The organism is Mycobacterium sp. 852002-51163_SCH5372311, from assembly GCF_001667115.1.
GTDB lineage: Bacteria > Actinomycetota > Actinomycetes > Mycobacteriales > Mycobacteriaceae > Mycobacterium.
The window spans coordinates 42,850-68,403 of record NZ_LZIJ01000014.1 but is presented as its reverse complement, the minus strand read 5'-3'; the positions used below and the strand labels follow the sequence as shown (position 1 = coordinate 68,403).

The 25,554-nt window shown below is 65.6% G+C and carries 23 protein-coding genes; 9 read left to right on the top strand and 14 right to left on the bottom strand.

What is annotated here, in order from left to right; translation table 11 throughout:
• Nucleotides 1-8: 8 nt before the first annotated feature.
• The 3 genes from A5791_RS01610 to A5791_RS01600 all read left to right on the top strand — a co-directional run bounded on the left by A5791_RS01610 (nucleotide 9) and on the right by A5791_RS01600 (nucleotide 4,715).
• The gene (locus A5791_RS01610) at nucleotides 9-1,325 is read left to right on the top strand and encodes a DUF1800 domain-containing protein (protein ID WP_067229898.1); all 1,317 of its coding nucleotides are present in this window, start codon (nucleotides 9-11) and stop codon (nucleotides 1,323-1,325) included.
• Nucleotides 1,322-2,515 carry a DUF1501 domain-containing protein gene (locus tag A5791_RS01605; RefSeq protein WP_067229894.1) on the top strand — a complete coding sequence of 398 codons (1,194 nt, stop codon included), beginning with the start codon at nucleotides 1,322-1,324 and terminating at the stop codon, nucleotides 2,513-2,515. Before A5791_RS01610 ends, A5791_RS01605 begins: the two co-directional genes overlap by 4 nt.
• A gap of 121 nt (nucleotides 2,516-2,636) precedes the next feature.
• Nucleotides 2,637-4,715: a serine/threonine-protein kinase gene (locus A5791_RS01600; RefSeq protein ID WP_067229891.1), complete on the top strand. Its 2,079-nt coding sequence runs from the start codon at nucleotides 2,637-2,639 to the stop codon at nucleotides 4,713-4,715.
• A gap of 38 nt (nucleotides 4,716-4,753) precedes the next feature.
• Here A5791_RS01600 and A5791_RS01595 read toward each other — a convergent pair whose 3' ends face one another.
• Genes A5791_RS01595 through fgd form a run of 3 tightly spaced genes read right to left on the bottom strand, consistent with a single transcriptional unit; the run spans nucleotide 4,754 to nucleotide 8,988 of the window.
• The gene (locus A5791_RS01595; protein WP_067229885.1) at nucleotides 4,754-5,908 is read right to left on the bottom strand and encodes an acetate kinase; all 1,155 of its coding nucleotides are present in this window, start codon (nucleotides 5,906-5,908) and stop codon (nucleotides 4,754-4,756) included.
• The gene (pta, locus tag A5791_RS01590) at nucleotides 5,901-7,970 is read right to left on the bottom strand and encodes a phosphate acetyltransferase (RefSeq protein ID WP_067229882.1); all 2,070 of its coding nucleotides are present in this window, start codon (nucleotides 7,968-7,970) and stop codon (nucleotides 5,901-5,903) included. The genes A5791_RS01595 and pta overlap by 8 nt, the downstream gene beginning before the upstream one ends.
• Before the next feature lie 7 nt (nucleotides 7,971-7,977).
• Nucleotides 7,978-8,988 carry a glucose-6-phosphate dehydrogenase (coenzyme-F420) gene (gene fgd / locus A5791_RS01585; protein WP_067229878.1) on the bottom strand — a complete coding sequence of 337 codons (1,011 nt, stop codon included), beginning with the start codon at nucleotides 8,986-8,988 and terminating at the stop codon, nucleotides 7,978-7,980.
• A 165-nt stretch (nucleotides 8,989-9,153) separates the two neighbouring features.
• Here fgd and A5791_RS01580 point away from each other — a divergent pair, with 165 nt between their 5' ends.
• Complete coding sequence (locus A5791_RS01580; protein WP_067229875.1) at nucleotides 9,154-9,909, top strand: MBL fold metallo-hydrolase; 756 nt, start codon at nucleotides 9,154-9,156, stop codon at nucleotides 9,907-9,909.
• A gap of 169 nt (nucleotides 9,910-10,078) precedes the next feature.
• Here the strand turns inward: A5791_RS01580 and A5791_RS01575 are convergent, their stop codons facing one another.
• Genes A5791_RS01575 through A5791_RS01550 form a run of 6 tightly spaced genes read right to left on the bottom strand, consistent with a single transcriptional unit; the run spans nucleotide 10,079 to nucleotide 15,403 of the window.
• Nucleotides 10,079-11,401 carry an NtaA/DmoA family FMN-dependent monooxygenase gene (locus A5791_RS01575; protein ID WP_067229871.1) on the bottom strand — a complete coding sequence of 441 codons (1,323 nt, stop codon included), beginning with the start codon at nucleotides 11,399-11,401 and terminating at the stop codon, nucleotides 10,079-10,081.
• Nucleotides 11,398-12,513: an LLM class flavin-dependent oxidoreductase gene (locus A5791_RS01570; protein ID WP_067229869.1), complete on the bottom strand. Its 1,116-nt coding sequence runs from the start codon at nucleotides 12,511-12,513 to the stop codon at nucleotides 11,398-11,400. The genes A5791_RS01575 and A5791_RS01570 overlap by 4 nt, the downstream gene beginning before the upstream one ends.
• Entirely contained in the window at nucleotides 12,513-13,607 is a 1,095-nt protein-coding gene (locus A5791_RS01565) for an LLM class flavin-dependent oxidoreductase (RefSeq protein ID WP_067229866.1), read from the bottom strand. Before A5791_RS01565 ends, A5791_RS01570 begins: the two co-directional genes overlap by 1 nt.
• Entirely contained in the window at nucleotides 13,604-14,110 is a 507-nt protein-coding gene (locus A5791_RS01560) for a GNAT family N-acetyltransferase (protein ID WP_067229864.1), read from the bottom strand. Before A5791_RS01560 ends, A5791_RS01565 begins: the two co-directional genes overlap by 4 nt.
• Nucleotides 14,111-14,125: 15 nt before the next feature.
• Nucleotides 14,126-15,028: a class I SAM-dependent methyltransferase gene (locus A5791_RS01555; protein ID WP_067229862.1), complete on the bottom strand. Its 903-nt coding sequence runs from the start codon at nucleotides 15,026-15,028 to the stop codon at nucleotides 14,126-14,128.
• Nucleotides 15,029-15,031: 3 nt separating this feature from the next.
• Entirely contained in the window at nucleotides 15,032-15,403 is a 372-nt protein-coding gene (locus A5791_RS01550) for a DUF3054 domain-containing protein (protein ID WP_067229858.1), read from the bottom strand.
• Nucleotides 15,404-15,463: 60 nt separating this feature from the next.
• On the opposite strand from A5791_RS01550, the gene A5791_RS01545 reads away from it, so the two are divergent.
• From A5791_RS01545 to A5791_RS01530, 4 genes are all read left to right on the top strand, one after another.
• Nucleotides 15,464-16,660: an acyl-CoA dehydrogenase gene (locus A5791_RS01545; protein WP_067229855.1), complete on the top strand. Its 1,197-nt coding sequence runs from the start codon at nucleotides 15,464-15,466 to the stop codon at nucleotides 16,658-16,660.
• Nucleotides 16,661-16,800: 140 nt separating this feature from the next.
• Nucleotides 16,801-17,427 (top strand): hypothetical protein, encoded by a 627-nt coding sequence (locus tag A5791_RS01540; protein ID WP_067229852.1) that lies wholly within the window; start codon nucleotides 16,801-16,803, stop codon nucleotides 17,425-17,427.
• Nucleotides 17,428-17,451: 24 nt separating this feature from the next.
• Nucleotides 17,452-18,297 (top strand): SDR family oxidoreductase, encoded by an 846-nt coding sequence (locus tag A5791_RS01535; RefSeq protein ID WP_067229851.1) that lies wholly within the window; start codon nucleotides 17,452-17,454, stop codon nucleotides 18,295-18,297.
• Nucleotides 18,298-18,466: 169 nt separating this feature from the next.
• Nucleotides 18,467-19,876, top strand: a complete 1,410-nt coding sequence (locus tag A5791_RS01530; RefSeq protein ID WP_082966677.1) for an NAD(P)/FAD-dependent oxidoreductase — start codon at nucleotides 18,467-18,469, stop codon at nucleotides 19,874-19,876.
• On the opposite strand, the gene A5791_RS01525 is transcribed toward A5791_RS01530, so the two are convergent.
• The 5 genes from A5791_RS01525 to A5791_RS01505 form a co-directional block, all read right to left on the bottom strand.
• Nucleotides 19,873-21,102, bottom strand: a complete 1,230-nt coding sequence (locus A5791_RS01525) for an O-succinylhomoserine sulfhydrylase (protein ID WP_067229850.1) — start codon at nucleotides 21,100-21,102, stop codon at nucleotides 19,873-19,875. The genes A5791_RS01530 and A5791_RS01525 overlap by 4 nt on opposite strands.
• 7 nt (nucleotides 21,103-21,109) lie before the next feature.
• Nucleotides 21,110-21,532, bottom strand: coding sequence for a rhodanese-like domain-containing protein (locus tag A5791_RS01520; RefSeq protein WP_067229849.1), 423 nt, complete (start codon nucleotides 21,530-21,532; stop codon nucleotides 21,110-21,112).
• Nucleotides 21,529-22,701: a formate-dependent phosphoribosylglycinamide formyltransferase gene (gene purT / locus A5791_RS01515; RefSeq protein ID WP_231995766.1), complete on the bottom strand. Its 1,173-nt coding sequence runs from the start codon at nucleotides 22,699-22,701 to the stop codon at nucleotides 21,529-21,531. The genes A5791_RS01520 and purT overlap by 4 nt, the downstream gene beginning before the upstream one ends.
• A gap of 140 nt (nucleotides 22,702-22,841) precedes the next feature.
• Nucleotides 22,842-23,483 carry a PaaI family thioesterase gene (locus A5791_RS01510; RefSeq protein WP_067229846.1) on the bottom strand — a complete coding sequence of 214 codons (642 nt, stop codon included), beginning with the start codon at nucleotides 23,481-23,483 and terminating at the stop codon, nucleotides 22,842-22,844.
• A complete protein-coding gene (locus A5791_RS01505) occupies nucleotides 23,480-24,778 on the bottom strand; it encodes an adenylosuccinate synthase (RefSeq protein ID WP_067229843.1) in 1,299 nt (432 codons plus the stop codon). Before A5791_RS01505 ends, A5791_RS01510 begins: the two co-directional genes overlap by 4 nt.
• A gap of 110 nt (nucleotides 24,779-24,888) precedes the next feature.
• On the opposite strand from A5791_RS01505, the gene A5791_RS01500 reads away from it, so the two are divergent.
• Nucleotides 24,889-25,533: a peptidase M50 gene (locus tag A5791_RS01500; protein ID WP_156660945.1), complete on the top strand. Its 645-nt coding sequence runs from the start codon at nucleotides 24,889-24,891 to the stop codon at nucleotides 25,531-25,533.
• Nucleotides 25,534-25,554 lie beyond the last annotated feature (21 nt).

The window sequence follows — 25,554 nt, the reverse complement described above, 5'->3', positions numbered from 1 at the left end:
CTCAAAGCATGAGCGGACAGTCGGCGCGGTGGATAGCCACGGCCCGCGTGCTGCGACGAGCCGGGTTCGGGGCAACCGGCCCCGAGGTCGACGCGGCGGTCGCCGCAGACTGGCCGTCCTACGTCGACGCCATGCTGAGCGCAAACCCCGACTCCGACCCGGGCGCGGTCGCCACCCCGATACCCGCCCTTCAACCACTTCGCGCCCCCGGTAAACGCGCGACACCAGCAGCCCGTAAACAGTTCATCCGGCAGCTATCCGAGCAGACGGGCACGCTGTCGGCCTGGTGGCTGCGACGCATGGTCGCCGTCCAGCAGCCATTCCACGAGAAGTTAACGTTGTTGTGGCACAACCACTTTGCTACATCAGCGCAGAAAGTTCGGGTGGCGGCCTATATGGCCGCACAGAATCAGAAGCTGCGCACCCTTTCACTCGGCGATTTTCGCACCCTCGCGTACAGCATGCTGACCGACGCCGCGATGCTGCGCTGGCTGGACGGGCAGACCAATACCGCCAAGGCGCCCAACGAAAACCTGGCCCGGGAATTCATGGAGCTGTTCGCCCTGGGCCACGGTAACGGCTACACCGAGGACGACGTACGCGCCGGCGCGCGGGCACTGACCGGATGGGTGATCGGTCTCGACGGCCGAACCTCGGTGGTGCCGAAACGTCATGACTCCACTGCCAAGACGATCTTCGGTCGCACCGGCAATTTCGACGCCGCGGGATTCTGCGATGCCGTGCTGGCTCAGCCGAAGTCGGCCGAATACGTCGCGGGACGGCTGTGGCAACAGTTGGCTTCTGACGAACCGCCGTCAGCCCAGGTACTCGACCGGTTGGTCGCTGCCTACGGACCGGGCCGCAACCTGCGCGCGCTGACCCGGGCCATCCTCACCGACGACGAGTTCACCACGGGCCGAGCCACTGTCGTCAACACCCCGGTCGAGTGGCTGGTCGGCCTGATCCGGGCGCTTCGCGTCCCCCTGGACACCCCTGGGCAGCTCAAGACGGTCGAGGCGACGTTGAGAGCCCTGGGGCAGCGGCCGTTCTATCCGCCCAGCGTCGGCGGCTGGCCGCACGGCGAGGTCTGGCTGTCCACCGCGAGCGCACGGGCGCGGTTACGCGCCGCGACCCAGCTGGCTCGCGATGCCGACCTGTCCCGCATCGAGAGCGCGGCAGCCAGCGATCGCATTGACGCGGTTGGCTATCTGATCGGCATTGGGGTCTGGTCGGACCGGAGCGTCGACGCGCTCAAACCCCTGGTGCGCCAACCGCAGCGGCTGATCGTGGCGGCCGTCAACACACCGGAGTACCTGACGTCATGACTGAGCTCAATCGACGCAGATTCCTGATCGCCAGCGCGGGCGTCGGCGCGGTCGGCCTGCTGTCTGGGGCCGTGGCGGTCGATTGGCACGACTTGTTGCGAGCCGCTCAGGACCGGCCGCTGCCTGACAACGCCGGCGTCCTGGTGATCGTCACGCTATATGGCGGCAACGACGGGATCAACACGCTAATCCCCTACGCCGACAACGCTTATCACGATGCGCGTCCAGAGCTTGCCTACGCTCCGAGTGATGTTTTGCGTCTCGATTCAGAGCTCGGACTGAACCCGGCGATGCGCGGGCTTGCTCAACTCTGGAACCAGCGGCAACTCGCGATCGTCCGGGGCGCCGGCTATCCGAAGCCCGATCACAGCCACTTCCGTTCCATGGACATCTGGCAGACGGCGTCGCCCAGCCAGCCCGTCTCCACCGGCTGGATCGGCCGTTGGCTCGACGCCACCGGCGACGACCCGCTGCGCGCCGTCAACATCGGTCCCGTCCTGCCCACGCTCGCGGTCGGTGAAAAACACACGGCGGCAGCGCTTTCGACGACGCACATGCCGGCACGGCAGGCGGGCAGATTTGACACGGTCATGGCAGCGCTGAGTATTGACGACCCTGCCGACACTCCTGCCATGGCCGCAGTGCGTAAGGCCTACCGCGCCGCGCGCACCACCAACAAGACGTTCGAGTCGATCAAACCCGCTGCCAACGAACACAATTCGCTGGCTGCTCAGCTCGGCATGGTGGCTGCGGCGGTGCGGGCCCGGGTCCCGACGCGGGTGTACATGGTGCAACTCGGCGGGTTCGACACGCACGCCAACGAGCGCGGGACACAGCAGCGCCTGCTGCAGACTCTCGACGAGGCCGCGACCGCCTTCCTGCGGCAGATGCCCGGCGACCCCCGCGGCCGCAATGTCGTGCTGATGGCGTATTCGGAGTTCGGGCGCAGGGTCAGGGCCAACGCCTCGGAAGGCACCGACCACGGTACCGCCGGGCCGGTCTTCGTCGCGGGTGCGCCGGTCAGGGGCGGGTTCTACGGCGACGAGCCCAGCCTTACTGACCTAGACCATGGAGATCTGAAGTACACCACCGACTTTCGCGATATCTACTACGAACTGCTATCGCGCACCGTCGGGACGGATCCGACACCTTCTGTCGGAGCGGGCAGGAACGCGCTCGGCTTCCTTTAGGCCTACGCCGGTTCACAGATTAAACACACTAAATTCCGTAGAAACGGAAATCGGATTCATAGCCGGGGATACAATCCGGAACACCGATCGATGCTCGTTGGCTCGTCCGAAAGGGTGGCCCATGGATGAGGTGGTGTTCGGGAGGTATCGGCTGCTGTCGCTGATCGGTGAGGGCGGCATGGGAAAGGTGTACAAGGCCCACGACACCGAGATTGACCGCGATGTAGCGATCAAAGTGCTGTCCCCCGAACTGGGCGCCGAACCCGGCTATCGTGAACGTTTCCGTCGTGAGGCCCACATCGCGGCCCGGCTGAACGAACCGCACATCATCCCGATTCACGACACCGGCGAAATCGACGGCCGCCTGTATTTGGTGATGCCGATCATCGAAGGCGTCGACGTACACACGCTGCTGCAGCGTGACGGGACCATGAGCCCCGAGCGGGCCGTGCAGGTGATCGAGCAACTGGCCGCCGCACTGGATGCCGCTCACGAAGCCGGGTTGGTGCACCGCGATGTCAAGCCCTCCAATGCATTAGTGACCCGCAAAGACTTCGTGTACCTGATCGATTTCGGCATCGCTCACGACGCCAAGGCCACCAAGCTGACCCAGACCGGCTCCATCATGGGCACCTTTGCCTACATGTCGCCCGAGCGCCTGGAAGCCGGGGCCGCTGATGCCCGCTCCGATGTCTATGCGCTCGCGTGCGTGCTCTACGAATGCCTGACTGGTGCCCAGCCTTTCGGTGGGGACAGCATGGAACAACAGGTCGTCGCGCACCTGACCATGGATCCCCCTAAACCCAGCGACCGCAACGCCGCCATCCCGCACGGCTTCGACGAGGTAATCGCGAAAGGCATGGCCAAAAAGCCCGACCAGCGCTATCAGAGTGCCGGTGAACTGGCCGCCGCCGCGCGCCGGGCGGTCAGTGAAGCCACGACGCCGGCCGACACCCTGGACGCCACGCAACCGCACGGGGGAGTTCCCTCTCGACCGAGCTCGCAGGTTCTACCTGCGCACTCAGATGCCGCGCCACCGCCGAACCGGTCGAAGCGCAGGTGGTTGATCGCGGCGGCGGTGGTCCTTGTCGTCGTGGTCGCGGGCGCCGCCCTGCTGCTGCGTAATGTCTTGTTGCCCAAGACGACTACTGAGTTGGTGCTCACCGCGGCCACTGATCCCGGGACGAACGCGTTCATGCCCCCAGCGGCCTCGGCTCCGCCGACCAACACCCAGCCTCCGCCTACCCTGCAGCCACACGGCAACGGTCCCGTGGTCACCCAGCCGCTGCCCGGCGACCGCGACGGCCTTTATGGCGGCACTATGAACAACGCCGAATGCGACCGCGACAAGATGATCGACTTTCTCGGTAGCCACCCTGCCCAGGCCAGCGCCTTCGTCGAGGCCCTCAACACCGACCCCTCCCTCTATTGGAGTGGCGGACATCCGCTTACCGCCGCCGACATCCCTACCTACTTACGTGAACTGACGCCCACCGTGCTGCGGCTGGACACCAGGGTCACCAATCACGGGTTCGACGGAACACACCCGACCACGCTGCAATCGGTCTTGCAAACGGGCACAGCGGTCTTCGTCGACGCTCACGGCGTACCGCGCGCCCGCTGCTACTGCGGCAATCCCCTCACGGCACCGGCCGCCTTGACGGGCGAGCCCAAACCTGTTGGCCCAGCATGGGCTGGGTACAACGCCTCAGCCCTCGCCGCGGTCCAACCCGGCAAGGCGGCCATCACTAACTTCGTCCTCGTCGACGTCGTCACCGGCAAAGCCTTCAACCGTCCTGCTGGAACCACTGGCGCCAACGACACCCCGCACACCCAGCCCGTCCCATCACCGCAGCCGGCATCCACCACGCCCACGACCGGACAAACACCGCAACAGTCGATCGCCGGCACCTACACAACGCGCTACCTCAGCTACGAGTGCAGCTTTGGCAGTTGGCAGCCTCCCGGCGACTTCCCCGTCTCCGTCACCCTTCAAGGCAACACGCTGACCATCTGGGGTGTTACCGGCACGTTGAACGCCGATGGATCGTTTGTGGCCGAAGGCCAAAACGGCCCTTACGACTACGCTACGGTTCGGGGTGTCTTCGCAACCGAAGGCGGCCGAACCTTCATCCGTGACGGCGTACGTACCGATTCTGGCGGAAAATGCCATGGGACCTTCGAGGCCACCAAGCGGTGAACGACAAGCGACAGGGCAGATCCGCCGAATTTGAGAGCCTATAGACCCGCCAGCACCTTCACGCAGTCGCGGGCGATGGCCAGTTCCTCATTGGTCGGGACCACCAGCACAGCAATCGGTGAGTCGTCACCAGAGATGCGGCGAGCCCCGCGTTCCTGGCTCAGATTGCGGTCCTCGTCGAGGACTATGCCTAGCTCCTCCATGCCGGTCAGGGCATCCCACCGCACCGCCGCATCGTTCTCACCGATACCGGCGGTAAAGCTGACCACGTCCGTATGCCCCAATACCGCTAGGTAAGCGCCGACGTACTTGCGCAACCGATGGATGAACACGTCATACGCCAATTGGGCCGCGCCGTCGCCGGATTCGATCATCTCGCCTATCCGCCGGAAGTCACGCTCCCCGCAAAGGCCCAGCATCCCGGACCGCTTGTTCAGCATCGACTCGATCTCGTCCACGCCCATCTTCGCGGTGCGCCACAGGTAGCTGTAAACGCCGGCATCGATGTCACCGCTGCGAGTGCCCATCACCAGCCCCTCCAACGGCGTCAATCCCATTGATGTCTCGACCGGACGACCACCGGCGATCGCCGAGGCCGACGCACCGTTGCCCAGATGCAGCACAATCTGATTCAGGCTGTCCAACGGCTTGCCAACGAAGTCTGCAGCCTGCTGGCTGACGTATTCGTGCGAGGTGCCGTGGAATCCGTAGCGTCGAATCTCCGAGCGCTCGGCCAATTCTCGGTCGATTGCGTAAGTAGCGGCGGCCGGCGGTAGGTCGTGGAAGAACGCCGTGTCGAAGACCGCGATGTGCGGAATGTTCGGCAGCAGCTTTCGCGCCACATCGATTCCCTTGAGCGCAGGAGGATTGTGCAGCGGCGCCAACTCCGACAGCTCCTCGAGTTCGGAGACCACCGCGTCGTCCAACAGCGTTGGACGATAAAACCGCTTGCCGCCGTGCACTACCCGGTGACCGACCGCTGCCAGATCAACGGTCTTCAATTCAAATCCGGCATCCGCCAATTCGTCGAACGCGCGGCGCAGCGCCGCATCGTGGTCCGCGACCGGTGACGATTCTTCGCCGATCCGCTCTACCAAGCCGCCGGCTCGCGACCGGCCGGAAGCCGGTTCGACCAATTGAAACTTGAGCGATGACGAACCGGAGTTGATCACCAGCACCAGTGGGTCAGCCATGAACGCCCTGTGCCTGAATCGCAGTTATGGCAACGGTATTGACGATGTCGTCGACCAGCGCACCGCGCGACAGGTCGTTCACCGGCTTACGCAAGCCTTGCAGTACCGGGCCGATGGCGATCGCCCCAGCGGTACGCTGCACCGCCTTGTAGGTGTTGTTGCCGGTGTTGAGGTCGGGGAAGATCAGCACCGTCGCGTGGCCGGCCACCGGTGAGTCACGCAGCTTGGTGGCCGCGACCGAAGGTTCTACCGCCGCGTCGTATTGAATTGGCCCCTCGACGGGCAGCTGCGGATCCCGGGTCCGCACTAATTGCGTTGCCGCCCTTACTTTGTCGACGTCCGCGCCGGTGCCGGACTCGCCGGTGGAATACGACAACATGGCCACCCGCGGCTCGATGCCGAACTGCGCGGCCGTCCGCGCCGAGGAGATGGCGATGTCGGCAAGCTGTTGCGGTGTCGGGTTCGGGACGATCGCACAGTCACCATATGCCAGCACCCGATCGGGCAGACACATCAGGAAAATACTGGACACGGTGGAGACGTCCGGGACGGTCTTGATGATCTCGAATGCCGGGCGAACCGTATGCGCTGTAGTGTGCGCGGCACCCGAGACCATGCCGTCGACCATGCCGTTGTACACCAGCATGGTGCCGAAATACGAGACGTCGCGCATGACCTCGCGCGCCTGTTCAACAGTCACGCCCTTCGCCTTGCGTAATTCCGCATACTGGTCGGCAAATTGATCGCGCATGTCACTGGTGCGCGGGTTCACAACCTTGACGCTGCTCAGGTCGACCCCGAGTTCTGCTGCGCGCAGGCGGATCTGGTCCTCGTCACCCAGTATGGTCAGGTCGGCGATGCAGCGTTGTAGCACCCTTCCGGCCGACCTGAGAATGCGATCGTCGTCGCCTTCAGGGAGGACAATATGCTTGCGGTCCGAACGGGCCTGCTGGGTCAGCTGGTAGGTGAACATCTGCGGCGTAGTGACCGTCGGGATCGGAATAGCGAGTTGCGCCAACAGGTCCGCGATGTCGACGTGGCGTTCCATCAGCTCCAGCGCTGTGTCGATCTTGCGCTGCGAAGTTGCCGTGACACGCCCACGCGCCGAGGCGGCCGCGCTGGCCGTGTCATAGGTGCCCAGCGTGGTCGCGATGATCGGCAACCTCAGCCGCAGCCCGGAGACCAGTGCCGCGATCGACGGGTGCAGCTCGAAGCCGCCGTTGAGAACGATGCAGGACAGCGTCGGAAACCCCTGGGCCGCATGGGCACTGGCAACGGCGAGCACTACGTCCGACCGGTCACCGGGGGTAATGACCGCCATACCGTCGCGCAGTCGTTCCAGCACATGGTCGGCGGTCATCCCGGCGACCATCACGCCCATCACTTCGCGTTCCCGCAGCTCGGCGTCACCGCTGACCCCGTTCCCGTTAACGGCTATCTCCAGATCGGCCACCGTCGGCGCAGACAGTAGCGGCTCTTCGGGCAGCACGTAGCTGCGCGGGGCAAAAGCATCCAATGCCTTTGCGACAGCGTCCAACTGCGTCGGATCGCACCGGTTGGCCACCACGGCCGCGGTGTGGGCGCGCTGCGCACCCAACTCGCTCAGACATACCCCGACGACACTAGCGACCTCATCTGGGGTTCGGTCTTTGCAGCTGACCGCCAGCAGCACCGGCGCACCGAGGTTCACCGCGATCCGGGCATTGACCGAGAGCTCCGCCGGGCTGGTCACGTCGGTGTAGTCGCTGCCGACGATCACCACAGCGTCACAGTGTTGGGCTACCGCGTGATACGCGTCGACGATGTTGACGATCGCGGCGTCGCTATCGGCGTGCAGTTCCGCATATGTCACGCCGACGCACTGCTCGTAAGACAGGCCCGCGCTGGTGTGCGCCAACAGCATTTCCAGGATGTAGTCACGCTTTTCGCCGGCGCGCGTAATCGGCCGGAACACACCGACTTTCGCGACCGTGGCCGTCAGCCGGTGCAGTATCCCCAGCGCGATCGTCGACTTGCCGGAGGCTGCTTCGGGTGCGGCGATGTAGATCCCAGAGCTGGGCACCTGTCGTTCAGCCCAGCCGTCGCAGCCTCGGCTCCAGATCTTTCTGGAACAGCTCCAGGAACCGGCGCTGATCATGACCAGGCGCGTGGAACACCAGGTGGTTGAGGCCCCAGGTCACGTACTGGCCGACCTTTTCGACGGCCTCGTCGGGGTCCGACGACACGATCCAGCGCTTGGCGATCTGCTCGATCGGCAGTGCGTCGGCGGCCTTTTCCATCTCGATCGGGTCGTCGATGCTGTGCTTCTGCTCGGCGGTCAACGACAACGGCGCCCAGAACCGGGTGTTGTTCAGGGCCAGCTCCGGATCGGGGTCGTACGAGATCTTGATCTCGATCATCTTGTCGATGTCGTCGGCATTGCGGTTGGCGGCCGCAGCGCCCTCCAAGACCGCGGGCATCAGCTTTTCGGTGTACAGCTCCTCGCCCTTGCCCGACGTGCAAATGAAACCGTCGCCGGCCCGTCCGGCGTATTTGGCCACCGCCGGGCCACCGGCCGCGATGTAGACGGGCACCCCGCCTTCGGGGACGTCGTAGATGGAAGCGCCTTTGAGGCGGTAGTACTCGCCGTCGAAGTCGACGCGGTCACCGCGCCACAGCTCTCGCATCAGCCGAACCGATTCTCGTAGCCGGGCGAACCGCTCCTTGAACTCCGGCCACGCTCCCTCGTACCCGGTTGCGATCTCGTTCAGCGCCTCACCGGTGCCGACGCCGAGGAATACGCGGTTCGGGTACAGACAGCTCATGGTGGCGAAGGCCTGCGCGATGACGGCCGGGTTGTAGCGAAAAGTCGGCGTGAGCACCGAGGTGCCCAGCTGAATCCGCTCGGTGCGCTCGCCGACGGCGGTCATCCATGCCAACGAGAACGGAGCATGGCCGCCCTTGTGCCGCCACGGCTGGAAATGGTCGCTGACGGTCGCGCTGTCCATTCCGTGGGCTTCGGCCGCTACCGCGAGTTCGACGAGCTCGCGCGGCGCGAATTGTTCAGCAGACGCTTTGTATCCGAGTTTCAGTTCAGCCACGAGTTATTTCTACTCCTGTGGTGATCGCGAGCTCGGCGCAGCCGGGCGATGGGGGCACCCCCACGAAGCTGGGGGACGGGTCGCCACCATCAGACACCGTGGTGATCGCGAGCTCGGCGCAGCCGGGCGAAGCGGGTCGCCACAGAGAAATCTAGACTCTCGGGCATGGCCGATCGGTTCAAGGCGCCGACTCTCGTCCAGGTCACCGACAGCGTGCATTTCGTCCGGGGCAGCGCCGTCAACTGGGTGTTGGTCAGCGACGGCGCCGGTGTGATGATGATCGACGCCGGCTATCCCGGCGACCGTCAAGACGTGCTGGACTCGTTGCGCAAACTCGGCCATGACGTCAGCGACCTGCGCGCCATCCTGTTGACCCATGCGCACGTTGACCATCTCGGCTCAGCCATCTGGTTCGCCAACGAATTCGGCACGCCGGTGTACTGCCATGCCGACGAGGTGGGCCACGCTAAGCGGGAGTATCTCGAGCAGGTGTCCGTGTTCGACATCGCGCTGCGCATCTGGCGACCCCGCTGGGCGCTGTGGGGTGTCCACGTTGTCCGCAGTGGCGGACTGATCCGAGACGGCATACCGAGCGCCCTGCCACTAACCGCCGAGACCGCCGCCGGACTGCCCGGTCACCCGATGCCGATTTTCACACCTGGGCACACCAGCGGCCATTGCTCGTACCTCGTCGACGGCGTACTGGTCAGCGGCGACGCACTCATCACCGGCCATCCGTTGCTGAAGCGCTCCGGACCGCAGCTGCTGCCGGCGGTGTTCAGCCACAGCCAGCGGGACTGCATCCGCACCCTGGAGGCGCTGGCCTTGGTGGAGACCGAAGTTCTACTGCCTGGTCACGGCGACGTGTGGCGCGGCCCGATCCGCGAAGCTGCCGACACCGCAATCGCATTGGCTCGCTGAATCCGCAGCGGAAGCATCGCGAGTGAACCCTGGGCTTTGCGAGTGAAACCTGGGCTGAATCCAAGTCGCGATTCCCGCCCAGGATTCACACCGAACGCCCTAAATTCGCAGGGAACGCCCTGGATTCACACCGAACGCCGCAAATGCACACTGAACGCATCGCCGACTCCTAACCCGTCAGGCCCAGATGCTCGCGCAGCGTCTCACCGGTGTATTCCGTGCGAAAAGCCCCGCGTTCCTGCAAGAGCGGCACCACCTGGTCGACGAATTCGTCCAAGCCGTGCGGCGTCAGGTGCGGCACCAGGATGAACCCGTCGCAAGCGTCGGCCTGGATGTAGCGGTCGATCTCGTCGGCGATCTGCGCGGCCGTCCCCACGAACTGCTGCCTGCTGGTGACCGCGATGACCAGCTCACGGATCGACAGATTCTCCGTTTGGGCGCGCTCCCGGTAGCGGCGGGCCACCGCAACGGGGTCACCGTGGCGTACGCGGCCCTGGGTGATGTTGCTGTCGACGACCGGGTCGACGTCGGGAAGCGGACCATCGGGGTCGAAGTCCGACAGGTCGCGGCCCCACACCTGCTCGAGCATCGCGATCGCGGTGGCACCGCTGACCTGCTGTTGGCGGATGTGCCGCGCCCTGTCCTGAGCCTCGTCGACGGTGTCACCGATGACGAAGGTAGCCGCGGGAAAGACCTTGAGCTGGTTGGGGTCTCGGCCGTAAGACTGCGCCCGGCCCTTGACATCGGCATAGTAGCGCTGCCCGTCTTCGAGCGAGCCGTGCAGCGTGAACAAGGCGTCGGCGTGCCGGGCGCCGAAAGCCCGCCCCTCGGGAGAGTCACCGGCCTGCAACAGCACCGGATGGCCCTGCGGTCCCGCGGGCAGGGTCGCGAACCCGCGCACGTCGAATTGAAGACCCGAATGCTCGACACTGCGAATGCGATCTGGATCGACGTAGACCCCGTTTTCGACATCGGCCAGTACGGCATCTGCTTCCCAGCTGTCCCAAAAGGCCCGGGCCACCGCGACGAACTCCTCGGCCCGCTGGTAGCGGTCAGCATGATCCAGGAAGCCGCCGCGCCGAAAGTTGGCGCCGGTGAACCCATCAGACGAGGTGACGATGTTCCAGCCGGCGCGACCACCGGACAAATGATCGAGCGTCGCGAATTGCCTTGCCACCTCAAAGGGTTCGTTGAACGTGGTGTTGATGGTCCCGGTGAGCCCGATCCGGTCGGTGACGCCGGCCAAACCCGCCAGCACGGTGAAGGTGTCCGGCCGCCCCACCACGTCCAGGTCGTAGATCCGCCCGCGGTGCTCGCGCAGCCGCAGCCCCTCGGCCAGGAAGAAGAAGTCGAACAATCCGCGTTCGGCGGTACGGGCGAGGTGCACGAACGAGTCGAACTCGATCTGACTGCCCGCGCTGGGATCGGTCCACACGGTCGTGTTGTTGACACCGGGAAAATGAGTTGCAAGATGAATCGGCTTGCGGCTCATGACATCAGGCCCCACCGCTGCGCGATGAGCTCGTGTGAGCGCAGTCGGTCCTCGTGCCGGTGGGTCACCGAGGTGACGACGAGCTCGTCGGCATCGGTCAAGCGTTGCAACGCGGATAGCCGCTCGGCGACTTCATCCGGATTGCCGACGAATTGCGTTTCCAGCCTGTCCTTCACCACGGGCAGCTGCTCGTCCGTTAGCGGCGGGCAGTCGTCGGGATCCGGATACGGCACGGCACCAACTCCGGTCCGGATGGAATACACCCACTGCCCGTAGCCGGTGGCCAGATGCCTTGCGGTGGCGCTGTCGTCGGCGACGACGATGTCGGCGGAGACCACGACGTAGGGCCGCTTCAGCGTGGCCGACGGGACGAAAGCATCACGGTATGCCTCGATGGCCTCCAGTGCGGTCGCCGGAGTGATGTGGTAACTCGCGACAAACGGCAGTCCGCGCGCACCGGCCACCCGGGCGCTTTGCCCCCGGGTACTGCCAAAGATCCACGGTCTCAGTCCAGATCGCTCACCCGGCACCGTGTGCACGTCGAAACCGTCGACTTCGTAAGTACCCTCCAGCATCGCGATGATGTCGGTGAGCTGCTCGGCGAAGTCAGGCGACACCGCCTCGGGTTGCTGCAAGATCCCCATGGTCGCCTGTACGCGCTCCTTGTCGAGCAGCCCCCGTAGATCGAACGGCAGCGGGATCACCACACCGTCGACCTCGCGCCACTGCCGTGGCGGACGGGACTTGGCCGACGGCTGCCTGGGCTTGAAACCGGTGTCGCGTCGTTGCCCTCGCCCCACACCCAAGTCGATGCGGCCCGGATAGAAGGCTTCCAGCATCCCGAAACTCTCGACCACTGCGGCGGCTGTGGTGTGGCTCAGCTGCACCGCAGCCGCACCCACCCGAATCCTGTTGGTAGCGGCGGCAATTTGTCCAATCAGCACCGCTGGTGCCGAACTGGCGACGCCGACGAAGTGGTGCTCGGCGATCCAGAAACGGCGGAAACCCCACTGCTCGGCGCGCTGGGCCAGGTCGATGGTGTTACGAAGGGCTGTCGCGGCATCGCTGCCCGCGCTGATCGGTGCGAGGTCCAGAATCGACAACGGAGTCATCAGTTCACCGCCGCGTAGCGGTTGGGTGCTGTTGGCAGGCCCAGCCTTTCGCGCAGGGTTTCGCCGTCCCGGTAGGTGCTGCGGAATCGCCCGGCGCGTTGCAGCAGCGGCACCACCTTGTCGACGATCGCCGGGAGGTCGGAGGCGTTGACGGCTGGGCGCAATCGCGCGCCGTCGAGGCCCAGCCGCTGCCAGTCCAATAGCAGGTCCACCAAATCTGTTGCGCTGCCGCCGAATACCAGTGCATCGGAACGAAAGTCGGTGTCCCCGGCGAACGAGACCACCATGTCGGCAAATACTTTCAAACGCGCACCCCCCACCGCGCGCACCTCGTCGAGAATGTTGCGTAGCGAGACGCCGTCGGTGGGCGTGATGAAGACGATATCCGCACTGGCGGCGGCGAATTCGTAGACCGGTCCGGCATGGGCCAGCGGCGCCACCACCGGCTGGCCCTGCGGTGGCCGCGGCGTGATCGATGGCCCCTTGACCGAGAAATACTTTCCGGTGAAGTCGATGTAGTGCAGTTTGTCGCGGTCGACGTAACGCCCGCTGGCCACGTCGCGGATCACCGCGTCGTCCTCCCAGCTATCCCACAACCGCCGCACCACGTCGACGAAATCCAGAGCTTCCTCGAACAGGGCGATCTCGGATACCTCCCGGCGGCCGAACAAGGCGGCCTCGTGAGCGGTGACGCTGACCCTGGGTTGCCAGCCGGCGCGGCCATGTGACACATAGTCAAGGGTGGCAATGGATTTGGAGATGTGGAACGGTTCGGTGTGGGTGACGGTGGCCACCGGGATCAGTCCGATATGACGGGTCTCCGGTGCGACGCGGGCGGCCACCAAAACGGCGTCTCCGCGACCGGCCAGCCGGCCGGGATCGATCCGCTCGCGGCGTCCGGGTTGCGGCATCAGGCTGTCGTCGATGGTGAGAAAGTCGAGCAGTCCACGCTCGGCGGTGGCCGCGAGGCCGGCCCAGTAGCGACCGCTGAGTACCGGCGCGGTGTCGCGGTCGGCCTTCAGCGTGGCCCGCCATGCCTGCGGATTCCAGCCGTATCCGTCCAGCGCGACACCCAGGTGCAACTCGGAGGTCACGCCAAGCTCTTTTCGAACGCGACCGGAAGGACCGGTCCCCGCGAGGGCAGCGGCTCGGGAAGGCGGGTATAGCCGAGGGACAGATACAGTTCCTCGGCCTCGGGCTGGCGATCACCGGTGATCAGGTAGACCTTCCGGTAGCCGCGTGCCGCGATCTGGGTCTCCAGTTCGCCCACTAGTGCCGCAGCGTATCCCCGGCGCCGATGCGCGCGATGCGTCCAGATCCGCTTGAGCTCGGCGGTGTGGGCGTCGAACCTGCAGAATGCACCGCCGGTGACAGGACGGCTGTCCAGCAGACCGATCAGCATCCCGCCGTCGGGCGGTGCGAACTCTTCAGCCGGGCCGTCGCGCATCCAGTCCATATACCTTTGCGGCCCGCCGCCGTAGCGCTGCGCATACTCGACGGCCAGCTCGGTGAACAAGGGCTGGGCAACTGGGTCATCCGGGCCGGCGGCTACGAAGCGAAGCTGACCGCACGGAGCTGAGTGGCTGGCTCGAGTCATTTGGCTTAACCCGGCCTAGACCCGTACTGCCGTGAGGTACCTAGGGGTGATGGCCAGGTCGCGGCGGCGAGGGCGCCGACGCACCGGCACCCCGATAGCGGCGCGCATTTCGACGACACTTTTGTCGGCCGTCTGCCAGCCGTTCGTCGCGAAATACTCAGGCACATAGCGGTATTCGCCCTCGTAGGTCAGCGTCGCCAGTTCGACGTCCAGGCCCTCTTCGCGCCACAGCTCGACAAAGGCCCGCCCTTCCTCCAGCTGCAAGGTGGTCCAAGGCAAGTGATCAGCCGCGAATCGGCTACCGAGAGTGCTCACCGCCGTGACCTCCTGCAGTAACCGATCCTGCGCGTCGGGCGGCAAGTACCCGACGAGCAGCTGCTCGGCAATCCACACCGTGCGTTCCGCACTGTCGAAGCCCACCCGTCGCAGAGCCGCCAGCCAGTCCTGACGAAGATCGACGCCCACCCCGCAACGGTTTGCGGTCACTTTGGCACCCAAGCCGCGTAGCACTTCGGTTTTGAACTCGACGACCTCCGGCTGGTCGATCTCGTACACCGTGGTCCCGGGCGGCCACCACAGCCGGTACGGACGAGTGTCAAGGCCCGAGGCCAGCACCACCACTTGCCTAATGCCTGCCCTGCCGGCGTCGGCAAGGAATTGATCCAAAAACCGAGTGTGGGCGATCAGGATGTTCATCATCCCTGTCATGCGGGCGTTGCCGTCGCCGTCATCGGCATACACCTGGTTCTCGATCAACCGAGTGAAGTACTTCACGCCCACCGCGCGGACCAGCGGTTCCGCGAATGGATCCTGGATCAGGCCCTTGTTGTTGCCCACCGCCCTGGCGGCCGCGCCGAATGTCGCCGTAATCGCGACACCGGTTGTCGGATCCCACGTGTCGTTTTCTGTCCGTGCCATCTGTCAGCTGTCCGCCCGGCGTCGTAGCACGAGGTCGACGCCGCCTCGCCAACCAAGCAGCAGCACCGCGGTCACCGACGAAGCCACCAGCACGAAACTCACCGCCACCCCGGCCGAACTGGCTTTGCGCAACAGCATGCCGATCGCCACGGTGCACAGCCAGACGGTCAGACCGGTCGGGACCACAGCGGTGGGCCGTCGCCAAGCGCGCGACAACAACCACCCGATGACCGTCCCCGACAGGAACGGCCACGCGGTCGACGCGATGCCGGTGATGTTGACTCCTTCGTCGTGGCTGCGGCGTCCCACCGCGCAGAACAGCAGCACCCCAAGAATGTCGGCGCTCAGCCACGCCGGCCCGCGCCGCGATGACATGCAGCGAGACTACCGCGAATCCTTGACCCGCCTGTTGGGCTGAACCTAGATTCAGCAGGAATGGATGCCAATTCAGCCCAAGCACCACCGACATTCGACCCCTACGACCCGCTTGGACTGGACGCGTCGCTGTCAAACGATGAAATCGCGGTGCGCGAAACCGTTAGAAAGTTCTGCGCCGAACACGTGACGCCGTACGTGGCGGATTGGTTCGAGGCCGGCGATCTTCCGGTGGTCCGCGAACTCACAAAGCAGTTCGGTGATCTCGGCCTGCTCGGCATGCACTTGGAAGGCTACGGCTGCGGCGGCTCTTCAGCCGTGCACTACGGCCTGGCCTGTGTGGAACTCGAGGCCGCCGACTCCGGCGTCCGGTCCATGGTGTCGGTGCAGGGCTCGCTGGCGATGTTCGCCATCTGGAACTTCGGCTCCGAGGAGCAGAAGCAGCAGTGGCTGCCCGGCATGGCCGCCGGCGACCTCATCGGGTGCTTCGGGCTGACCGAACCCGACGCCGGGTCGGACCCCGCCGCAATGAAAACCCGTGCGCAACAAGACGGCTCGGATTGGATCCTCAACGGACGCAAGATGTGGATCACCAACGGGTCGGTCGCCGACGTCGCGATCGTGTGGGCGAATACCGACGACGGGATCCGCGGATTCGTCGTGCCCACCGATACTGCAGGATTTGCCGCCAACACCATCCACCACAAGCTGTCGCTACGGGCGTCGATCACCAGCGAGCTGGTCCTCGACGACGTGCGACTGCCCGCCGAGGCGATGTTGCCCGACGCGCTCGGCCTCAAAGGGCCGCTGTCCTGCCTCTCGGAGGCGCGCTACGGAATCATCTGGGGGTCGATGGGAGCGGCGCGGTCGGCGTGGCAATCCGCACTCGACTACGCGACGCAACGAACTCAATTCGGCCGTCCGATCGCTGGATTCCAGCTGACCCAGGCCAAACTCGTCGACATGGCGGTCGAGCTGCACAAGGGTCAGCTGCTCTCACTGCACCTGGGCAGGCTCAAAGACGGTGTGGGCCTGCGACCCGATCAGGTGAGCTTCGGCAAGCTCAACAACACCCGAGAGGCGATCAAGATCTGCCGGACGGCTCGAACGATATTGGGCGGCAACGGAATATCGCTCGAATACCCGGTCATCCGGCACATGGTCAACCTCGAGTCGGTGCTGACATACGAGGGCACAGCCGAGATGCACCAGCTCGTCCTCGGCCAGGCCTTCACCGATTTGGCCGCATTCCGTTGACCGGGCGCGACGGTGTCACTTCGAGATCGACATTGGCGCGATGCCCACTTCGTAATTTTGCGCGCCAGCGTCGATTTCGGCAGATGTGCCGGTAGCCACCCACGCAAAAAACGACCCAACGGCGCCCCAAGGATGTAGACATGAGAGTTATGGCTTACCGACTGGGCGCGCGGGTCGCGGCGGGCTTATTTCTGGCCTCGGCAATCGGGATGTCCACAGCCGGCGCTGATCCCAACGTGGCCCTTCCGCCGATGACTTCCAGCGGTGGCGGTCCGATCGTCGGAGGCGGCGACGAGGCTGCGCAGGGGCGGATGTCGCTGCAGCTCACCAGCCGTAACAATCCCGACATCCAGGAGGTAGAAGGCTCGGACGCGGCCGCGTTCATCAACGCCGCGGCCGGGCTCGGCGATCCCCGGCTCGCCGCTCCCTTCCAGTTGTTGCAGCGGGCGCTGGGCTGCCAAAAGGACAACGCGGGATTCGGAGCCCGCGCCTACCGGCGGTCCGACGGACAGTGGGGCGGCGCGGTGCTGGTCATCGCCAAAAGCGCCACCTCGGACGTCGACGCGCTGACCAATTGCGTCAGCTCCAACTGGCCCAAACCCACGGCAGGCGCGGCAACGCCGATGTGCAACAGCGGTTGGACGTATCCCACCTCCGGCGAAAATCACCGTCCGGAAACCTATTACATCTTGCTGGCCGGCACAGCTTCGGACTTCTGCAGCGTGCCGGACGCGAACTACCGAAATTACGCAACCGCTTGGCCGTGAGCTGACGGCCGTTATCCTTCCCGAATGGCAGCGAGCGTGTCCGGGAAGATCGCATTCGTCACGGGCGGCGCGTCCGGCATCGGGGCAGCGTTGGCCGCCGAGCTGGCTGAGGGCGGCGCCGAGGTCTGGATCGCCGATCGCCAACTCGACGCGGCGCAGGAGGTGGCGCAACGTCTGAACAGCGGCGGGGCGAAAGCACGCGCGATCGAACTCGACGTGCGCGACTATCCATCGTTCGAGCGTGCCGTCGCCGAGGTGGTGCGGCAATCCGGCCGGATCGACTACCTGTTCAACAATGCCGGCATCGGGGTGGGCGGCGAGGTCGACTCGTACACCCTCGACGACTGGAACGACGTCTTCGACGTCAACCTGCACGGGGTGGTGCACGGCATCCAGGCCGTGTACCCGATCATGATCGGGCAGCGCTCGGGCCACATCGTCAACACGGCGTCCGTGGCCGGCCTGCTCGCCTCGCCCGGTTCGGCGAGCTACACCGCGTCCAAGCATGCCGTCGTCGCGCTTTCGAAGGCGCTGCGGCTGGAGGCCAAGCGCCACGGCGTACAGGTATCGGTGCTGTGTCCAGGCGCGATCCGGACGCCGATCCTCACCGGCGGCAAGTACGGACGCATGACCATGACCGGTCTCAGCGACGAGCAACTACTCAAATTCTGGGAACCGGCGCGGCCGATGGCACCCGAAAAGTTCGCCGAACGTGCCCTTCGCGCGGTGTTGCGTGGAGACGCGATCATCGTGGTGCCGGCCTGGTGGAAGGCAGCGTGGTACCTGGACCGCTGGTTGCCGGCCGTGTCGACGCTGTTTGCCCGGCTCACGCTCAAGCGCATTCGTGAAATGGATTCCCGCGCAGCGTGATTCGCATGCTGTGGCGAGCAGACGCAAAAGCACGCGACACGCCGGGCGCCCAGGAGCTTTTGCGTCTGCTCGTCGTCAATGGTGACGATGCCATAGGTGCCGTCGTACGGTGGGGATGCGCTGTGAGACTGGGAGCCCCAGAAAGCAATAGCGACCGGGAGGGACGAGTATGACGCAATCCAGCGAGCCGGCGGCTGCCATCAGGCGCCATCAGGTCGTCGTCATTGGAAGCGGGTTCGGCGGACTGAATGCGGCCAGGTCGCTCAAACGGGCTGACGTCGACGTCACGCTGATCTCGAAGACGACGACGCACCTGTTCCAGCCGCTGCTGTACCAGGTGGCGACCGGAATCCTGTCCGAAGGTGACATCGCCCCGACCACCCGGCTGGTTCTTCGCAAGCAGAAGAACGTGCGAGTCTTGCTGGGCGAGGTCAACGCGATCGACCTGACGGCGAAGACAGTCACCTCCAAGCTGATGGATATGGAGACGGTCACGCCGTACGACAGCCTGATCGTGGCCGCCGGCGCGCAGCAGTCCTATTTCGGCAACGACCACTTCGCCACCTACGCGCCCGGCATGAAGACCATCGACGACGCGCTGGAGTTGCGCGGCCGCATCCTCGGTGCGTTCGAGGCCGCCGAAGTGACTACCGACCATGCCGAGCGGGAGCGGCGCCTGACCTTCGTCGTCGTCGGCGCCGGTCCGACTGGTGTCGAGATCGCCGGCCAGATCGTCGAACTGGCCGAGCGCACGCTGGCCGGGGCGTTCAGGACCATCACGCCCACGGACTGCCGGGTGATTCTGCTCGACGCGGCGCCCGCGGTGTTGCCACCGATGGGGCCGAAACTGGGTCTCAAGGCGCAACGACGGCTGGAGAAGATGGATGTCGAAATTCAGCTGAACGCAATGGTGACCGCCGTCGACTACAAGGGCATCACCATCAAGGAAAAGGATGGTGGCGAACGCCGCATCGAATGCGCATGCAAAGTGTGGGCGGCCGGCGTCCAGGCCAGCTCGCTGGGCAAGATGATCGCCGAACAGTCCGACGGAACCGAGACCGACCGCGCCGGACGAGTGATCGTCGAACCGGACCTCACCGTCAAGGGACACCCGCACGTCTTTGTCGTCGGCGACCTGATGTCCGTTCCGGACGTACCGGGGATGGCGCAGGGAGCGATCCAAGGAGCGCACTACGCCACCAAGACGATCAAGAACACCGTCAAAGGCAAGGACGACCCGGCCAACCGCGAGCCGTTCAAGTACTTCAACAAGGGCAGCATGGCGACGATCTCGCGCAACAGCGCCGTCGCGCAGGTCGGCAAGCTGGAGTTCGGGGGCTACTTCGCCTGGTTGGCCTGGCTGGTACTGCACCTGTACTACCTGGTCGGCCACCGCAACCGCATCGCCGCCTTGTTCTCCTGGTGGATCTCCTTCGTGGGCCGCACTCGCGGGCAGATGGCCATCACCAGCCAGATGATCTACGCCCGATCAGTGATCAACTGGATGACGCAGACGCAGGGGCAGGGGGCTTTGGCCGCCGCCGAACAGGCCGAAGAGGCCGAACAACACGCGGGCTAGCTGAGCGCCTGATCGATATCGGCGATCAGATCGTCGGCGCTTTCCAGGCCAACCGATATGCGGACCACGCCGTCACCGAGCCCGATCGCGGCGCGGCCCTCCGGGCCCATCGCCCGGTGAGTCGTCGTCGCCGGATGGGTGACAAGCGATTTCGCATCGCCGAGATTGTTCGAGATATCGATCAGCCGCAGCTTGTCGAGCAATTCGAACGCCCGTTGCTTCGCAAGACCTTCTGGGCTTTCAGGTACGTCGAGTTCGAAGGTGATAACCGTTCCGCCGCCGGACATCTGGCGCTTGGCCAGGTCGTACTGAGGGTGTGACACCAGATATGGGTATCGCACCCAGCGCACCGCGGGGTGAGTCTCCAGGAACTCCGCAATCCGCTGTGCCGAGGAATTGCTCTGTTCCACCCGAATAGCCAGCGTCTCAAGGCCTTTCAGCAACACCCAGGCGTTGAACGCGCTCATCGCCGGGCCGGTGTGGCGCATCAGCTTTTGCACCGGACCGTCGATGTATTCCTTGTCGCCCAGGATGGCGCCGCCCAGCACCCGGCCCTGGCCGTCGATGTGCTTGGTGCCCGAGTACACCACCACGTCCGCGCCGAGCGGAAAGCCCTGTTGCAGCAAGGGCGTGGCAAAGACGTTGTCCAACACCACCGTTGCTCCCGCGGTGTGAGCCATATCGCTCACCGCCGCGATGTCCACCAGCGATTGCATGGGATTCGACGGGGTTTCGAAGAACACCGCCTTAGTTGGCACGGAAAGTGCCTGCTCCCACTGCGAAAGGTCGTCGCCGTCGACAAAGACCGTCTCCACTCCCCAGCGCGGCAGGATCTCGTTGCACACCACGAAGCACGAGCCGAAGAGGCTGCGGGAGGCCACCAGCCGATCACCCGCGCCCAGCAGCGCGCCCAGCGAGACGAAGACCGCAGCCATGCCGCTCGCGGTGCCGAAAGCCGCGTGGGCGCCTTCGATCAGGCGCAGCCGCTCCTCGAACATCGTCACCGTCGGGTTGCCGTAGCGGGAGTACACGAAGTGGTCCGGTTCGCCGGTGAACGACTCCTCCGCGACGGTCGCAGAGGGGTACACGTAGCCGGACGTCAGGTACATCGCCTCGGCGGTCTCGTCGAACCCGGACCGCAGGATCCCGCCACGCACCCCGATGGTGGCTTGGCTGACGCCGTCGGGCAGCCCCTTCGGCGTGCGGACCGAAGGCCGATCGGTCATTGCTGCTTCATCCCTGCTTCCAGGGCAAACCCGTTGCCCGCCAACCCGTTCCGCCGCGGTGACCATCGCCGTCGAGCTGCCCCTCGAAGCCGTCCAGCACGTTGTAGGCCGGCGTGAGGCCGGCCTCGGTGGCGAGCTCGGCGGCGCCGATGGAACGGTTACCCGAGCGGCACAGGAATACCACCGGCCGCTCCCCCCCACTGGTCGCCGAAGGGATCCGGTCCTTCAGTTCGGTCAAGAAGTTCTCGTTGCGCTGCCCGTTGGAACTGTTCCACTCGATGAAAACCACCTCGCGACCCAGGCTCGACAGGTCGGGCACACCGACGAAACGCCATTCGGCGTCGGTGCGCACGTCGACCAGGACCGCGTCGGGGTTGTCGCTGAGCAGCTTCCAGGCCTGCTCGGGCGTGATATCTCCTGCGTAACTCATCCGCGTGAGTCTCGCATATTCAGCCGACTCGCCGCCTCCCGGGCACGTTCGCGCGCGGTCGCCAGATCCGCTCCTGTGGCCAATGTCACTCCCAGCGGCCGCCCGTCGCGCTGCCCGAAGACGCGGACATCGCTTTCCGGCACCCCAAGCGCCGCGGCCAGGGCGGTCGACGACGCGGTGCCGGTAGCGGCATTCAGCACCTGGCAGGCGCCCGGCGAGATCATCATGGTGTCGACCGGAAGGCCGAGGATCACGCGCGCCTGCAGATCGAATGCCGAAAGCCGCTGGCTGCACAGCGTCACCCAGGCGCTCTGCCGCGGATAGGCGGTGATGTCGGCGAAGTACACCTCGTCGCCGTTGATCATCAACTCGACGCCGAAGACGCCCCGCCCGCCAAGCGCCTTGACGATGCGGGCTGCGACGGACTTGGCGGCGTCCATCGCGGCTGTGCTCACCTTCTGCGGCTGCCAGGACTCGGTGACCTCGGCGTGGAGGTCGACATGGCCGATGGGTGAACAGAACTCGATTGCCGGCCCCTTCGGGCCCTCGCTGCGCACGGCGAGCAGGGTGACAAGCACCTCGACCTCGACCACCGCTTCGGCCAGCACGCGATGGTGCGCTTTGTCATGGCCGACCGCATGCTGCCAGGCGGCGGCGATGTCTTCGGGCCCGCGTACCAGCGACTGGCCCGGCCCGAGTGGGCCCGCCACCGGCTTCACCAGCAACGGGTATCCAGCGTGTGCCGCCACCGCCTCGAGTTCGTCGATCGATCCGGCGAACCAGAATGGCGCAGTGGGCAAGCCAAGCTGGTCGGCGGCCAGCCGGCGCAGTCCCTCCCGGTCGGAGGTGAGCCCGATACTGCGGGCGCTGGGCACCAGTTCCGTGCGGCCCTCGAGGCCCTCGAGCTCGGAAGGGGAGACCGCGCCGGCGACGCTGACCAGAAAATCCGGCTTCAGCCGGCTGACCAGCGCTGACAAATCGTCCGCGCCGGTCGGCTGCTCGATCACCTCCGCGCCGAGCCGGCGCAACGCGATCGCGAGCTCCGGCGTGAACTCGTCGGAACCCAGCAACATGACCACAGGCCTGACGTGGGTGCCGGTATCGGCTGGTTCGTCAGCAGGCTCCGGCGTCGCCGACTCGTGCTGTCCTTCGATCGAGGCCTCGGTCACGCATTCCAGGATAAGGGCGATTCGGGCGGTATCACCTGGGCCGTTATTCGGTTCCCTCCCGCCGAGAGTGCGTGTTTGTACACGACGCGCCGTAAACGGGTGTACATCTGCGCACGCTCGCGAGGACGGGTAACGCGGACCTACGGCTGGCCGGGCAGCAATCGCACCATCAGGCCATTGCCTTCGGCCAGCAGGGTCTCTTCGGCGTCGACCAACTCCGCGGACACGAAGGCCTTGCGGCCCTCGGTGCCGGTGACCCGTCCACGGATTGCCAGCGGCACGTCGATCGGGGTGACCTTGCGGTAGTCCACATGCAGAAACGCGGTCCGGCTGATCGGCCGTCCTGCCGCGTGCGAGATCATCCCGAACATGTGGTCGAACAGCAGCGGCAGCACACCGCCGTGCACCGCCATGTTGCCGCCGACGTGAAACCGGCTGAAATATCCCGTCATCGCGACGCCGTCAGGGGCGTACCGCGTCAACGTCCAGGGCGGCAGCAGCAGGCTGCCCATACCCGGCAGATCCGGCGTTCGCCCCGCCGGCGCCTTGCCTTCGGCGGCCTCGAACGGTCCCAACAAGTCGACCAACGCGTCGGCGCGATCGGCCGCTTCGTCCCACAAGTCGCCAGCGTCAGCGGATACGGCCAAGTCCTGCAACCGGCGCATCGCGGTCACGAAGCGCCCGAAGCCCGGGCCGGGGGTGGCCGCCTCGTATTCGGGAAAGCCGCCGTGATGGTGATATTCGGGGTCGAGTTCTTCAGGATCCTGCACCGCATCCGTCACGGGCGGGCCTGCAGCACGTCACGGCGCACAATGGTCTGGTCCCGCCCCGGACCGACGCCGATACACGAAACCGGTGCTCCGGCAAGCTCTTCCAGCCGCAGCACGTAGTCCCGCGCCTTGGCGGGCAGGTCGTCGAAGTCACGCGCCGCGGAAATGTCTTCCCACCAACCGGGCAACTCCTCGTAGACCGGTTCGGCGCGACAGAGATCGCTCTGCGTCATCGGCATGTCGTGAGTGAGCGACCCGCCGATCCGGTACCCGACGCAGACCGGCACGGTGTCGAGGCTGGACAGCACGTCCAGCTTGGTCAGGAAGTAGTCGGTGATGCCGTTGACGCGGGTGGCGTAGCGCGCGATGACGGCGTCGAACCAGCCGCAGCGGCGCCGCCGCCCGGTGGTCACACCGAACTCCCCGCCGGTCTTGGACAGGTATTCGCCGTTCTCGTCGAACAGCTCGGTGGGGAACGGGCCCGAGCCCACCCGGGTGGTGTAGGCCTTGAGAATCCCCAGCACGGTACCGATCCGCGTCGGCCCGATGCCCGAGCCCACAGCCGCACCGCCCGCCGTCGGGTTCGACGACGTCACGTACGGATAAGTGCCGTGGTCGACGTCGAGCAGCGTGCCCTGTGAACCTTCCAGCAACACCGTCTCGCCCGCTTCCAGGGCATTGTTCAGCAGCAGCCGCGTGTCGGCGATTCGATGCTGGAAGCCTTCGGCCTGCTGCAGCAACGTCTCGACCACCTGGTTAGGGTCCAGCGCTTTGCGGTTGTAGATCTTGACCAGCACCTGGTTCTTGAATTCGAGCGCGGCCTCCACCTTGTGAGCCAGCTGGTCGGGGTTCCGTACGTCGGCCACCCGGATCCCCATGCGGGCGATCTTGTCCTGGTAGCACGGCCCGATGCCGCGGCCGGTGGTGCCGATCTTCTTGCTGCCCATGTAGCGCTCGGTAACCTTGTCGATGGCGACGTGGTAGGGCATCAGCAAGTGTGCGTCGGCGGAAATCAGCAGCTTGGAGGTGTCGACACCGCGGTCCTCCAGGCCTTTGAGCTCGTCCAGCAGAACGCCGGGATCGATCACCACGCCGTTGCCGATGACGTTGGTGACGCCGGGGGTCAGCACCCCCGACGGGATGAGGTGCAACGCGAAGTTCTCGCCGGTGGGCAGGACGACGGTGTGCCCGGCGTTGTTGCCGCCCTGGTAACGCACCACCCACTGAACACGGCTACCGAGCAGGTCAGTGGCCTTACCTTTGCCCTCGTCACCCCATTGGGCGCCGATCAGGACGATTGCCGGCATGACTCGCTCCCACCTAATCCCGCGTGCTTAGGCCTGTTTACGCCTGCTTATTGTGGTCCAGCCGGTGACCTACCCTACCCAGCACTTTGCGAGGAGCCATGAATTTTGGGGTGAACACGGCCGATAACACCCCAAGCATGGCGGTCCTGCTGTTCGGTGATCGATCGGCACCCCGTCCGCTCGCCGGCCTGCCCACGCATCGGCTCGACTCCTTCGACATCGACCTGCCGCCATCCCGACGATTGGTCGTGGTCGGCAACGACGCCGAGCTGGCCGGCGTCCTCACCCGACTACTGCGCGCCGACCGGCTGGACGTCGAAGTGGCTTACGTGCCGCGCCGGCGCACCAGGGCAACCCGCACCTACCGGCTGCCGGCCGGCCGCCGCGCGGCACGGCGGGCTCGGCGCGGCTCTGCCCGGCGGGTGCCGCTGATCCGCGACGAGACCGGTTCGGTGATCGTGGGCCGGGCCCGCTGGCTACCGCCGCAGGACGCGCGGTCGGTGCATGGCGAGGCGGTGGTGGACGACAAGGTGCTGTTCGACGGCGACGTCACCGAGGTGTGGATCGAGCCGACGCTGGCGGTGCCGGGCCTGCGCGCCGCGCTTTATCGGCCATGGCGCCGCTGGGTGAGCGGACGCGCGGCGCAGCTGGGCACTACCGGCGTCATCGTGGTCCGTGACGGGGTCCCGGCTGCCCGCACGGCTCGCCGGTCGACGTTCTATCGCCACGTGGAGGGCTGGCTGTTGGTCCGGTAGTCACATTTCGGGTCGGCACAG

Coding starts and splice junctions, on each gene's coding strand:
- A5791_RS01610 (WP_067229898.1), top strand. CDS start 9: ATGAGCGGACAGTCGGCGCGGTGGATAGCCACGGCCCGCGTGCTGCGA.
- A5791_RS01605 (WP_067229894.1), top strand. CDS start 1,322: ATGACTGAGCTCAATCGACGCAGATTCCTGATCGCCAGCGCGGGCGTC.
- A5791_RS01600 (WP_067229891.1), top strand. CDS start 2,637: ATGGATGAGGTGGTGTTCGGGAGGTATCGGCTGCTGTCGCTGATCGGT.
- A5791_RS01595 (WP_067229885.1), bottom strand. CDS start 5,908: ATGGCTGACCCACTGGTGCTGGTGATCAACTCCGGTTCGTCATCGCTC.
- A5791_RS01580 (WP_067229875.1), top strand. CDS start 9,154: ATGGCCGATCGGTTCAAGGCGCCGACTCTCGTCCAGGTCACCGACAGC.
- A5791_RS01575 (WP_067229871.1), bottom strand. CDS start 11,401: ATGAGCCGCAAGCCGATTCATCTTGCAACTCATTTTCCCGGTGTCAAC.
- A5791_RS01570 (WP_067229869.1), bottom strand. CDS start 12,513: ATGACTCCGTTGTCGATTCTGGACCTCGCACCGATCAGCGCGGGCAGC.
- A5791_RS01560 (WP_067229864.1), bottom strand. CDS start 14,110: ATGACTCGAGCCAGCCACTCAGCTCCGTGCGGTCAGCTTCGCTTCGTA.
- A5791_RS01555 (WP_067229862.1), bottom strand. CDS start 15,028: ATGGCACGGACAGAAAACGACACGTGGGATCCGACAACCGGTGTCGCG.
- A5791_RS01550 (WP_067229858.1), bottom strand. CDS start 15,403: ATGTCATCGCGGCGCGGGCCGGCGTGGCTGAGCGCCGACATTCTTGGG.
- A5791_RS01545 (WP_067229855.1), top strand. CDS start 15,464: ATGGATGCCAATTCAGCCCAAGCACCACCGACATTCGACCCCTACGAC.
- A5791_RS01540 (WP_067229852.1), top strand. CDS start 16,801: ATGAGAGTTATGGCTTACCGACTGGGCGCGCGGGTCGCGGCGGGCTTA.
- A5791_RS01535 (WP_067229851.1), top strand. CDS start 17,452: ATGGCAGCGAGCGTGTCCGGGAAGATCGCATTCGTCACGGGCGGCGCG.
- A5791_RS01530 (WP_082966677.1), top strand. CDS start 18,467: ATGACGCAATCCAGCGAGCCGGCGGCTGCCATCAGGCGCCATCAGGTC.
- A5791_RS01525 (WP_067229850.1), bottom strand. CDS start 21,102: ATGACCGATCGGCCTTCGGTCCGCACGCCGAAGGGGCTGCCCGACGGC.
- A5791_RS01520 (WP_067229849.1), bottom strand. CDS start 21,532: ATGAGTTACGCAGGAGATATCACGCCCGAGCAGGCCTGGAAGCTGCTC.
- A5791_RS01505 (WP_067229843.1), bottom strand. CDS start 24,778: ATGCCGGCAATCGTCCTGATCGGCGCCCAATGGGGTGACGAGGGCAAA.